Here is a 12,328-nt window from a genome sequence, read left to right as displayed (position 1 = left end):
CTCCAGCCTAGGCACAACGTGGCGAACGGACGCGGCCTCCCCTGCGGGGCACGACGCCGTCAGCCGGCGATGCTCCAGGCGATGCCGTCGAGGATGTCGTGCTCGCTGGTGACCACCTCGGTGAGCTGGCGGCCGTTGCGAGCCACCTCCGCCTGCACCCGGGCGATCACCTCGGACCAGATGAGGGCCCCGGCGCCGATCACGTCGACCCGTCCCGGGTGCATGAAGCCGAGCGCGCTGCGCTCCGCGCGGCTGCGGTGCAGCAGGTCGTCGCAGGCCGCCTCGACGGTGCGGACGTCCAGCACCGCCCCGTCGATGGCGGTCCGGTCGTACCGCGGCAGGCCGAGCGTGTGCGCCGTCACCGACGTCACCGACCCCGCCAGACCCACCAGCGTGACGGCCCGGCCCAGGGGCACCGTCTTCTCCGCCTCGTCCAGCGCCGCGGACACGTCGGCGCGTGCCGCGGCGATCTCCTCGGCGGTGGGCGGGTCGGACCGCAGGTGCCGCTCGGTCAGCCGCACGGACCCGATGTCCATCGAGACCGCCGCCTCGGGCTCGCGGCTGCCGAGCACCAGCTCCGTCGAGCCGCCGCCGAGGTCGACGACGAGGAAGGGGCCCGGATGCGTCGCGGCGATCACACCTGTCGCCCCACGGAACGAGAGGGCGGCCTCTTCGTGGCCGGTCACCACCTCGGGGTCGACGCCCAGCGCGCCGCGCACCCCCGAGACGAACTCGTCGCGGTTGCGGGCGTCCCGCGTCGCCGACGTCGCGACGAACCGCACCGCCTCGACCCCGTGCTCACGGCAGGTGGCGGCGTAGCGCGCCGTCATGTCCAGCGTCCGGGCGAGCGCCTCGGGCGCCAGCTCACCGGTCCGGTCGACGCCCTGGCCGAGCCGCACGATCTCGGCCAGCCGGACCACCTCGGTCAGCGTGCCCGCCGCCATGTCGAGGTCGGCCACCAGGAGCCGGATGGTGTTCGTCCCGCAGTCGATGGCTGCCACGCGTGTCACCGGCACATCGTGCCATCCACCCCAGACACCGACCGGGCCGTCCGGCCTGCCCTCAGCGGCTCAGCACGTGCACCTGTCGGGCCGCCACGTGTCCCTGATCAGGGCGAGCACCTCGTCACCGACCGGGTTCACGCCGGTACCGGCGGCGAGCGCGTGGCCGACGAGCACGTGCAGGCACTTCACCCGCGTCGGCATCCCCCCGGCGGAGATCCCCGCGATCTCGGGCACGTGGCCCAGCGCCTCCCGGTCGGCGAGGTACGCCTCGTGCGCCCGACGATGCCCGGCCGCCAGCTCCTCGTCGACCGCGAGCCGTGCCGTCAGCTCCTTCATCAGACCCGTCGCCTCGAGCGTGCTCACCGCCGCGACCGCCTGCGGGTTGGTCAGGTAGTACGTCGTCGGGAAGGGGGTGCCGTCGTCCAGCCGCGGCGCCGTCTGCACCACCGTCGGGCGCCCGCAGACGCAGCGCGCGGCGATCCGCACGACGCCGCGGGCGGGCCGGCCCAGCTGCTCCGTCACCACGGCGAGGTCACGTGGGTCGACGGCGGGGTACGGCGGCACGTGCTGCTCGGTCATCGGGAAGGCGTCCTGTCGCGAGGGGACCTCCATTGTCCCTGACCAGGGTCGGCCGGCCGTGCCGTCCGTCGGCCGAGCACCCGTCGGGCGCTACCGGCTGCTCCGCACCGCTCGGACCGGGCGAGGTCTCAGGGCTTCGCTGCGCCCGTGGGCGCCGCGGTGGGCGAACCGGTCGGCGCGGAGGTCGCTCCCGACGTCGCCTTGGTCGTCGGCGCCGCGGCCGCACCCGCCGCCCGGACCGACTGCCACACGTCCAGGTACCACGGCTGCGTGGAGCCGACCGCGCCGGACCCGTCGCTCGCACCCGTCTTCGGCGCGTTCGGCGCCGTGTCCGGCACGGTCTGCGGGTCCACCACCCGGAAGGCCGTCTCGCCCGGCATCACGAAGTTGAGCCGTTCCCGCGCCTGCGCTTTGACGTACGCCGGGTCGTCCCAGCGCTTGAGGTCCGCCTGCAGGTCGGAGTTGTGCTGCTGCGCCGCCGCCACCTGGGCGCGCAGCTGCGCCAGCTGCGTCTGCTGCTCCAGGTAGGAGTGCAGCGTCGGGTACACGAGCACGAACGCGAGCAGCAGCACCAGGCCCAGCACCATGGCGCGCACCGTCAGCATCCGCGGGAGCCGCTGCTGGACCACCTCGGCACGCGGGGTGCCGCGAGGCGGGGTGATGGACGACGGCCGGGTCGACGCCCGGGCCGCAGCCGGACGACGGGACGCGCGCGGCGGGCTGGTGCGCGGCGCGGTGGTCCGCGGCGGGGCTCCCGTCCGTGGTGGGGTGGTGCGCGGCGTGACGCCCGACGCCGCGCGCTCGGCCACCCGGGGTGTGCCCGCCGAGCGCGCGCCGGGCGCGGCAGGACGACGGGCGGACGGCATGTGCTCGATTGTGCCCCGGCACGTCGCCAACCCCGGGTACCCGGTGCCGCTCCGCCGTGTCCGGGCGCGGCGGACGGCGGACCACGCGGCCGCGCCCACACCGTCGTCGTAGCAGGAGCGTGTGGTCGACGCCGAGCTCGTGCAGGTGTCCGCACGTGTCCGAACCCGGACGCGCCGAGGGCCGGCGACCTGACGGTCACCGGCCCTCGGGATGGTGCTGAGCTGCGGGACGCCTCAGCGCTGGAAGCGCGGGAAGGCGGACGCACCGGCGTAGGTGCCGGCGTCGTCCAGCTCCTCCTCGATGCGGAGCAGCTGGTTGTACTTGTTGATGCGCTCGCCACGGGCCGGCGCACCGGTCTTGATCTGGCCGGCGTTCGACGCGACGGACAGGTCCGCGATGGTGGTGTCCTCGGTCTCGCCGGAGCGGTGCGAGGTCATCGTGCGGAAGCCGTTGCGCTGCGCCAGCTCGATCGCGTCGAGCGTCTCGGTCACGGTGCCGATCTGGTTCAGCTTCACCAGGAGGGCGTTGGCCGAACGCAGCTTGATGCCCTTGGCCAGGCGCTCCGGGTTGGTGACGAACAGGTCGTCGCCGACGACCTGGACGCGGGAGCCGATGCGCTCCATGAGGGCGCCCCAGCCCTCCCAGTCGTCCTCGGACAGCGGGTCCTCGATGGAGACCAGCGGGTAGTCCGCGACGAGCTTCTCGTAGTACTCGATCATCGCGGCCGACTGCAGCTTCTGGCCCTCGAACGCGTACTTGTCCTCCGAGAAGAACTCGGTGGCCGCGACGTCCAGCGCGAGGCCGACGTCCTTGCCCGGCACGTAGCCGGCCTTCTCGATCGCGACGACGATGAGGTCGAGCGCGTCACGGTTGCTCGGCAGGTTGGGGGCGAAGCCGCCCTCGTCGCCGAGGCCCGTGGACAGGCCCTTGCTCTTCAGCACGCTCTTGAGGGAGTGGTACACCTCGGCGCCGGCACGCAGCGCCTCCTTGTACGTCGGCAGGCCGAACGGCGCGACCATGAACTCCTGGATGTCCACGTTGGAGTCGGCGTGCGACCCACCGTTGAGGATGTTCATCATCGGGACGGGCAGCACGTGCGCGTTCGGGCCACCGAGGTAGCGGAACAGCGGCAGGTCGGCCGAGTCGGCCGCGGCCTTGGCGACGGCGATGGACACGCCGAGGATGGCGTTGGCGCCGAGCTTGCCCTTGTTGGGCGTGCCGTCCAGGTCGATCAGGGCCTGGTCGACCAGGCGCTGCTCGGTCGCCTCGTAGCCGATGAGCTCCGGGGCGATCTCGTCGATCACGGACTGGACCGCGCCGGTCACGCCCTTGCCGAGGTACCGGCCCTTGTCGTCGTCACGACGCTCCACGGCCTCGAAGGCGCCGGTGGAGGCGCCCGACGGGACGCCCGCACGAGCCAGGGTGCCGTCGTCGAGGGCGACCTCGACCTCCACGGTGGGGTTGCCGCGCGAGTCGAGGATCTCGCGGGCGCCGACGGCCTCGATGGTGGCCATGGGTGCTCCTTCGGACAGATGGTGGGTTTGCGAAACCACCCTAGTGCGGGAGGCCTCGGGCAGCGCCAGGACCTTGGGCCGAAAGGCCCTCAGAGAGCAGCGAGGATGGCCTCGACCTGGGTCTTGGCGTCGCCGAAAAGCATCGCGGTGTTCTCCCGGTAGAAGAGGGGGTTCGGGACCCCGGCGTAGCCGGTGGCCATCGACCTCTTGAAGACGATCACCTGGTGCGCCTCCCACACGTGCAGCACCGGCATGCCGGCGATCGGCGAGCCCGGGTCCTCCAGCGCGGCGGGGTTCACGGTGTCGTTGGCGCCGATCACCAGGACGACGTCGGTGTCCTTGAAGTCGTCGTTGATCTCGTCCATCTCAAGGACGATGTCGTACGGCACCTTCGCCTCGGCGAGCAGCACGTTCATGTGCCCGGGCAGGCGGCCGGCGACCGGGTGCACCCCGAACCGGACGGTGACGCCCTTCTCCCGCAGCCGGGTCACCAGCTCCGCCACCGGGTACTGCGCCTTGGCGACGGCCATGCCGTAGCCGGGGGTGACGATGACCGAGCGGGCCGACGACAGCAGCTCGGCGGCCTCGGCTGCGCTGACCTCGCGGTGCTCACCGCCGACCGCAGCGGCGCTGACCTTGCCCCCCTCGGCACCGAACCCGCCGAGGATCACCGAGATGAACGACCGGTTCATCGCCTTGCACATCAGGTAGGAGAGGATCGCACCGGAGGACCCGACGAGGGAGCCGGTGACGATCAGCAGGTCGTTGCCGAGCATGAAGCCGGCGGCGGCCGCGGCCCACCCGGAGTACGAGTTCAGCATCGAGACGACCACCGGCATGTCGCCGCCGCCGATCGCCGCGACCAGGTGCAGGCCCAGCGCCAGGGCGATGACCGTCATGATCGCCAGCGGCCAGATCGACGGCGCCGCGACGAACCAGCCCATCAGCGCGAACGACACCACCAGCGCGCCGAGGTTCAGCAGGTTGCGGCCCGGCAGGGTGAGCGGGTTCGACTTGATCCGCGCCGACAGCTTGAGGAACGCGATGATCGAGCCGGTGAACGTCACCGCACCGATCAGCACCCCGAGGAACACCTCGACGAGGTGCGCGCCACCGGCCTTCTCGGTGAGGTACGAGTTGTAGCCGATGATGACGGCCGCGGCGCCGACGAAGCTGTGCAGCATCGCGATCAGCTCGGGCATCTGCGTCATCTCGACCGTGCGGGCGCGCCACGTGCCGATCACGGCACCGACCACCAGCACCAGCGCGATGAGCAGCGCCGTCACCCACGGAGACCGCACCGAGTCCTTGAGGGACAGGACGATGGTGGCGACGAGCGCGACGCCCATGCCGACCATGCCGAGGACGTTGCCGCGGCGGGCGGTCTCCTGCTTGGACAGGCCGGCCAGCGACAGGATGAACAGGACGGCCGCCACGAGGTAGGCGGCCTGGGCCACCGTGGTGAGACTCACGACGGTCACGCACCCTTCCGGAACATGCCGAGCATCCGGTACGTGACCAGGAAGCCTCCGAAGACGTTGATGCTCGCGATGGCCGCCGAGACCACGGCCAGGACCGTGACCAGGGTGTCCGCCGAGCCGATCTGCAGCAGCGAGCCGACCAGGATGATCCCGGAGATCGCGTTGGTCTGGGACATCAGCGGGGTGTGCAGCGAGTGGCTGACGTTGCTGATGACGTAGTAGCCCACGAACACGGCCAGCACGAACACCGTGAACGTCGCGAGGAACGCGACGTCGGTGAACGCCAGGGCGATCGCCAGCACGGCACCCGCCGTGACCATCAGCGTGAGGCTGCGTCGCGATGCGGCGGCCTTCTTGGCGGCCGCCTCGGCGGCGCGCTGCTCGGGGGTGCGCTCGTCGGTCGCTGCCGGCGCCGCCGCGGGAGCCGCCGAGACCTGCACAGGCGGTGGTGGCCAGAGGACCTCGCCGTCCCGCGTCACCGTCATGCCGCGCTGCACCGGGTCGTCGAGGTCGAGCACCAGCTGCCCGTCCTTGCCCGGGGTCAGCAGGGCCATCAGGTTGACGACGTTGGTGCCGAACAGCTGCGACGTGTGCTGCGGCATCCGGCTGGTCAGGTCCGTGTAGCCGAGGATGACCACGCCGTTGTCGGTGACCACCCGCTCCCCCGGCACCGTCAGCTCGCAGTTGCCGCCGCCGGAGGCGGCCAGGTCGACGATCACCGATCCGGGTCGCATCGCAGCGACCATCTCCGCGGTGATGGTGCGCGGCGCCTGACCCCGGACGAGCGCGGTCGTGATGACGATGTCTGCCCGCGCCGTCTCCGCGGCGTACAGCGCCAAGGTCGCCTTCTCCTGGTCCTCGGTCAGCGCCGCGGCGTAGCCGGTGGCCGACCGCTCCTGCTGGGCGGCGGCCGACGCCTGGACGAAGGTCGCGCCGAGGGACTCGATCTGCTCACCGGCCTCGGGCCGCACGTCGAACGCCCGCACCTGGGCGCCGAGCGACGCCGCGGCCCCGATGGCCGCGAGCCCGGCGACGCCGCCGCCGATGATGAACACGGTGGCCGGTGCCGTCTTGCCGGCGGCGGTCACCTGACCGGTGAACATGCCGCCGTACTCGGCGGCCGCCTCGATCACGGCCCGGTAGCCCGCGACGTTGGACATGGTGGACAGCACGTCGAGCGCCTGCGCCCGGCTGATCCGCGGGACCGCGTCCAGCGCCAGCGCCGTGACGCCCCGCGCGGACAAGGTCTGCACCAGCTCGGGGTGCAGCGCGGGGGCGAGGCTGGCCACGAGCACCTGCCCGGACCGCAGCCCGGCCAGCTCGGCGTCGGAGGGCGTGTTGACGGCGGTCACCACGTCGGCCGCCCAGACGGCCTCCGCGTCGGCCACGCTCGCGCCCGCCGCCACGTACGCCTCGTCCGGGATGCTCGCCGCCGCACCCGCCCCGGCCTGCACCACCACGTCGTAGCCCAGCTTCACCAGGCCCGCGACGGTACGTGGCGTGCCGGCCACCAGCCGTTCCCCGGGTCGAGACTCCGTCGGGATCCCGATCAGCATCGATCACTCCTCTGGCTGTGGCCTGCAGCAACAGGCCGTCCCATGGTCCTCACCACGCCACGACGCAGCACTGGACCAAAGGCCCAGGTCAGCGCAGTGACGAGGCACGTCATCAGCTCGGCACGTCCGGAGTGCGCGCGTTGTCGGGTGTGGTGCCGGCCTCCTCGCCGGATGCCGTCGCGGTGGCCTCGACGTCGCGGAGCGCGCTCTCCCACGCCGCCGCGGCACGGCGCAGCGCACCCTCGGCATCCACGCCCTGGGCGTGGGCCCGCCGCACCAGCTCCAGCAGCTGCGCGCCGAGCTCGTCGTCCGCCGGCACCGGTGCGTCCAGGCCTGCCCGGGCGGCCCGCGAGGCGATCTTCTGCGCCCGGGCGAGGGCCGGCAGGGACGCGGGCACGCCGTCGAGCGCCGAGCCGCGGTCCTGCTTCTCGGCCCGCTTGATGCGGTCCCACTGGGTGTGCAGCGCGCCCATCGAGGCGACCTCGGCGTCGGCGAACACGTGCGGGTGCCGGCGCACCAGCTTGGCGACCAGGTCCCGCGCGACGTCGTCGACGTCGAAGGGGTCGTCGGGGTGCTCGGTCGCGATCCGCGCGTGGAACACCACCTGCAGCAGCACGTCGCCGAGCTCCTCACGCAGCCCGGCGCGATCGTCCCCCTCGACGGCCTCGGCCAGCTCGTGCGACTCCTCGAGCAGGTAGGGCAGCAGCGAGGTGTGCGTCTGCGCCGCGTCCCACGGGCAGCCGCCGGGTGAGCGGAGGCGGTCCATCACCGCGACGAGCTCGCGCAGCGCATCGCGTGCGGCTGCCGGCTCGCCGTCCGGTGCGGTGGTCACGAGGAGGTGGTCAGCAGGTGCGGTCGGTCACGGGGTGGCGCTGGCCGACGGCTGCGGGGTCGGCGCCGCGGAGTCGCCGGGTGCGGGGGTGGCTTGGGCACCCTGCGTGACGATCCACGGCGAGGCCGTCGGCGCGGCGACGCCGGCCGCCGTCGGGTCGAACGTGCCGTAGCGCGGGTTGACGGTCACCTTGAGCGCCGCCAGGCGCTTCTGCAGGTCCGCGACCGCGGACGCGGAGTCGGACAGGCCCTGCACGTTGTTGGCGGCGAGCTGGTACCGCGCGATCGCCATCGCGCCTGTCGAGTAGTGGGTCGGCGCTGCTACGCCCGCACCCTGGAACGACTGGGCGAGGAACTGGGTCGCCTCGGCGTCGTTGATGCCGACGCCCTTGTCCGAGGCGAGCTGCGTCAGCGTCGGCTCGTCGATCAGCACCTGCAGCACCAGCTGCGGCGTCGCACCGTTGAACAGCGGGCCGAGCTGGCTCAGCGCGTCCGACACCTCGGAGGCCGGGATCGTGCGTCCGTCCACCACGGCGGCCGTCCCCGGCCGGGCGCCGTCGGCGCAGCCCGCCAGGACCCCGGTCATCAGCACCAGCGATCCCACCGTGCCGACCGCCCGGCGCAGCCCCGTCCTCGCGTCGCGCTGCAGCCTCACAGGTCCTCCTCGAGCATCGACCGCTGGTCCGGGCGACATCGTAGGCGGTCCTGCTGACGGTCCCGTGCGCCCGGTCGGCACGCGGTCGCCCCCGCCGCCGGCGTCAGCGCGCGGCCGTCCCGACGCCCGCCGCCGCCGACACGTCGCCGCGGACCACCGCGTCGACCACGGTCCGCGCCCACTCGAGCAGCGCCGCACCGTGCAGCGGCTTGCCACCCACCCGGGCGGTCGTCGGGAACGGCACCAGGATGGTGCGCACCGCCGGCTTCAGCACCGTGCCGGGGTACAGCCGCTTGGCCCGCAGCTGGCCGGACTCGGCGAGCTCGACGGGCGCGAACCGCACGTACCGGCCCTGCGCCGTGATGTCCGTCAGCCCGGCGGCACGCGCGTGCTGCCGGAACGCCGCCACCTCGAACAGGTTGTCCACCGCGGCGGGGACCAGGCCGTACCGGTCCAGCAGCTCCGCGCGGACCGCCTCGAGTCCCGCCTTGTCCGTGGCCGCGGCGATCTTCTGGTACGCCTCGAGCCGAAGCCGCTCGTGCGCGATGTAGTCGTGCGGGATGTGCGCGTCCACCGGCAGCTCGAGCGTGACGTCCGGCTGCTCCTCCGGCTGGTCGCCGCGGAACGCCGCGACGGCCTCCCCCACCATCCGCACGTACAGGTCGAAGCCGACGCCCTCGATGTGGCCCGACTGCTCGCCACCGAGCAGGTTGCCCGCACCGCGGATCTCCAGGTCCTTCATCGCGACCGCCATGCCGGCACCGAGATCGGTGTTCGCGGCGATCGTGGCGAGCCGGTCGTGTGCCGTCTCGGTGAGGGGAGCCTCCGGCGGGTAGAGGAAGTAGGCGTAGGCCCGCTCCCGACCCCGGCCGACGCGGCCGCGCAGCTGGTGCAGCTGGGACAGGCCCAGCCGGTCCGCGCGCTCGAGGATCAGCGTGTTGGCGTTGGAGATGTCCAGGCCGGTCTCGACGATCGTCGTGCAGACCAGCACGTCGAACCTCTTCTCCCAGAAGTCGAGGATCACCTGCTCCAGCTGCTTCTCGTGCATCTTGCCGTGGGCCACGGCGATCCGGGCCTCCGGCACCAGCTCGGACAGGCGCTGGGCGGCCCGCTCGATCGACTCCACCTTGTTGTGGATGTAGAACACCTGGCCCTCGCGCAGCAGCTCGCGCCTGATCGCGGCGGTGATCTGCTTCTCGTCGTACGCGCCGACGAAGGTGAGCACCGGGTGCCGCTCCTCGGGCGGGGTGGCCAACGTCGACATCTCGCGGATCCCGGTGACCGCCATCTCGAGCGTGCGCGGGATGGGCGTGGCGCTCATCGACAGCACGTCCACGTCGGTGCGCAGCGCCTTCAGCGTCTCCTTGTGCTCGACGCCGAACCGCTGCTCCTCGTCGACGATCACGAGCCCGAGGTCCTTGAACCGGACCCCGCCGGACAGCAGCCGGTGCGTGCCGATCACCACGTCGACGCTGCCGTCGGCCAGCCCGTCGAGCACCTCCTTCGACTCCGACGCCGTCTCGAACCGCGACAGCGCCTTCACCGTCACCGGGAACGGCGCGTACCGCTCGGAGAACGTCTCCAGGTGCTGGGAGACCAGCAGCGTGGTCGGCACCAGCACCGCGACCTGCTTGCCGTCCTGCACGGCCTTGAAGGCCGCACGGATGGCGATCTCCGTCTTGCCGTAGCCGACGTCGCCGCAGATCAGCCGGTCCATCGGGACCGACTTCTCCATGTCCGCCTTGACCTCGTCGATGGTGGCGAGCTGGTCCGGCGTCTCGACGTAGGCGAACGCGTCCTCGAGCTCGCGCTGCCACGGGGTGTCCGGCCCGAAGGCGTAGCCGGGCGTCGCCATGCGGGCGGAGTAGAGCCGGATCAGCTCGGCGGCGATCTCCTTGATGGCCTTCTTGGCCCGGCCCTTGGTCTTGGCCCAGTCCGCGCCGCCCATCCGGTTGAGGGTCGGTGACTCGCCACCGACGTAGCGGGTCACCTGGTCCAGCTGGTCGGTCGGCACGTAGAGCCGGTCGCCCGGCTGCCCGCGCTTGGCGGACGCGTACTCGATGACCAGGTACTCGCGGGTCGCGGCCGTCGGACCGGTGCCGACGGTCCGCTGCACCAGCTCGACGAACCGGCCGACACCGTGCTGCTCGTGCACGACGAAGTCGCCGGGGCGCAGCTGCAGCGGGTCGACCACGTTGCGCCGGCGGCTGGGCATGCGGCGCATGTCGCGGGTGGACGTCCCGGCACGGCCGGTGAGGTCGGACTCGCTGAAGAGCGCCAGGCGCAGCTGCTCGGACGCGAACCCGGGGCCCGCGGGCGCGGGCACGACGAGCACCACGCCGGGGTCCAGCTCGTCGGGCACGCCGGACACCAGCCGGGCAGGGACGTCCGCCGAGCGCAGCTGCTCCACCATCCGCTGGGCCGAACCGTGCCCCTCGGTGGTCAGCACCATCCGCCAACCGTCCTGCTGGTGGGCGTGCAGGTCGGTGATCGCGCGGGCGACGTCCCCGCGGTAGTGCTCCACGTCCCGGGCGGCGACGAGCAGGGTGGTCGCGTCCGACGAGACCGCCGGGCCGTCGTCGGCCGCGTCGTCGTGCTCGCCGTCCGCACCCGCCGGAACGGCCGCCACCTCGAGCGAGAACGACGACAGGGTCCACCAGCCCAGCCCGCGCACCGCCGAGAGCCCGCGCACCTCGGCGAACGAGTGGAACGACGCCGCCGAGAGGTCCAGCGGGGTCGCGCCACCGGCCGCCGCGCCGGTCCAGGCCGCCGCGAGGAACTCCTGCGTGGTCGCCACGAGGTCGTGCGCCCGGCGCCGCACCCGCTCGGGGTCCGCGACCACCAGCAGGGCGTCGTCGGGCACCAGGTCCAGCACCGGCACCATCCGGTCGACCAGCACGGGCGCGAGCGACTCCATGCCCTCCACGGCGATGCCCTGCGCCAGGCGGTCGAGCATGTCGACCGCGCCCGGCAGCTGCTCGACGAGCGCGGCGGCCCGCTCGCGGACCGCGTCCGTCAGCAGGATCTCCCGGCACGGCGGCGCCCACAGGCCGCGGTCCGCCACCTCGAGGCTGCGCTGGTCGGCGACGGAGAACCAGCGGATCTCCTCGACCTGGTCACCCCACAGCTCGAGGCGCAGCGGGTGGTCCTCGGTGGGCGGGAACACGTCGACGATGCCGCCACGCACCGCGAACTCGCCGCGGCGCTCCACCATGTCCACCCGGGTGTACGCCGCGTCGACCAGCCCCTGCGCCAGCTGGTCGAGGTCCACCCGGTCCCCCACGGCGAGCTGCACGGGGACCAGCTCGCCGAGCCCGTCCACCACCGGCTGCAGCAGCGCCCGCACCGGCACCACCAGCACCCGCACCGGTCCGGCCGGCCCCGGCTCGCCAGGGTGCGCCAGCCGCCGGAACACCGCCAGGCGGCGGGCCACCGTGTCGCTGCGGGGCGACAGCCGCTCGTGCGGCAGCGTCTCCCAGGCCGGCAGCACCGCCACGTCGTCGTCCGGCAGGTAGCAGCGCAGCGCGCCGGCCAGCTCGTCGGCGTCCCTGCCGGTGGCGGTGACGACGACGAGGGGCCGGCCCGCCGCCACCACCGGCGAACCCGTCGGACGAGCCCCGGCCATCGCCGCGAGCAGGGGCGGCCGCACGCCGGCCGGGCTGACCACGTCCAGCTCGCCGCGGGCACGCACCTGCTGCACGGCCTCGGCGGCTGCCGGGTCGGCGAGCAGCGCAGGCAGCAGTCCGGTCAGGTCCATCGGTCCTCCGCAGCGGGACGGCACCCGGTTCGCAGGCCGGGCGATCGGCACCGCGCCACCCGGACGCGGGCAGCACGACAGGCC

Annotated in this window: 9 protein-coding genes; all 9 read right to left on the bottom strand. The window is 73.1% G+C overall.

The annotated features are described in order from the left end of the window. Positions 1–59: 59 nt before the first annotated feature. Positions 60–1,010 (bottom strand): Ppx/GppA phosphatase family protein, encoded by a 951-nt coding sequence (locus QMF98_RS04360; protein ID WP_337974846.1) that lies wholly within the window; start codon positions 1,008–1,010, stop codon positions 60–62. Between the two features lie 60 nt (positions 1,011–1,070). Then, entirely contained in the window at positions 1,071–1,583 is a 513-nt protein-coding gene (locus QMF98_RS04355; RefSeq protein WP_337974845.1) for a DUF501 domain-containing protein, read from the bottom strand. A 128-nt stretch (positions 1,584–1,711) separates the two neighbouring features. Then, positions 1,712–2,449 carry an FtsB family cell division protein gene (locus QMF98_RS04350; RefSeq protein WP_337974844.1) on the bottom strand — a complete coding sequence of 246 codons (738 nt, stop codon included), beginning with the start codon at positions 2,447–2,449 and terminating at the stop codon, positions 1,712–1,714. A 234-nt stretch (positions 2,450–2,683) separates the two neighbouring features. Next, the gene (eno, locus tag QMF98_RS04345; protein WP_337974843.1) at positions 2,684–3,964 is read right to left on the bottom strand and encodes a phosphopyruvate hydratase; all 1,281 of its coding nucleotides are present in this window, start codon (positions 3,962–3,964) and stop codon (positions 2,684–2,686) included. Positions 3,965–4,053: 89 nt separating this feature from the next. Next, positions 4,054–5,436 carry a Re/Si-specific NAD(P)(+) transhydrogenase subunit beta gene (gene pntB, locus QMF98_RS04340; RefSeq protein WP_337974842.1) on the bottom strand — a complete coding sequence of 461 codons (1,383 nt, stop codon included), beginning with the start codon at positions 5,434–5,436 and terminating at the stop codon, positions 4,054–4,056. A 5-nt stretch (positions 5,437–5,441) separates the two neighbouring features. Continuing rightward, the gene (locus QMF98_RS04335) at positions 5,442–7,001 is read right to left on the bottom strand and encodes a Re/Si-specific NAD(P)(+) transhydrogenase subunit alpha (protein ID WP_337974841.1); all 1,560 of its coding nucleotides are present in this window, start codon (positions 6,999–7,001) and stop codon (positions 5,442–5,444) included. A gap of 112 nt (positions 7,002–7,113) precedes the next feature. Next, the gene (locus tag QMF98_RS04330; RefSeq protein WP_337974840.1) at positions 7,114–7,833 is read right to left on the bottom strand and encodes a nucleoside triphosphate pyrophosphohydrolase; all 720 of its coding nucleotides are present in this window, start codon (positions 7,831–7,833) and stop codon (positions 7,114–7,116) included. 27 nt (positions 7,834–7,860) lie between these two features. Beyond that, positions 7,861–8,487 (bottom strand): SurA N-terminal domain-containing protein, encoded by a 627-nt coding sequence (locus QMF98_RS04325; RefSeq protein WP_337974839.1) that lies wholly within the window; start codon positions 8,485–8,487, stop codon positions 7,861–7,863. A gap of 103 nt (positions 8,488–8,590) precedes the next feature. Further along, complete coding sequence (gene mfd / locus QMF98_RS04320; RefSeq protein WP_337974838.1) at positions 8,591–12,244, bottom strand: transcription-repair coupling factor; 3,654 nt, start codon at positions 12,242–12,244, stop codon at positions 8,591–8,593. Positions 12,245–12,328: the final 84 nt, after the last annotated feature.

This window comes from Cellulomonas sp. NTE-D12 (assembly GCF_027923705.1).
In the GTDB taxonomy this organism is placed as follows: domain Bacteria; phylum Actinomycetota; class Actinomycetes; order Actinomycetales; family Cellulomonadaceae; genus Cellulomonas.
The sequence above is the reverse complement of the archived record's forward strand: the minus strand, read 5'-3'. Positions and strand labels throughout refer to the sequence as shown.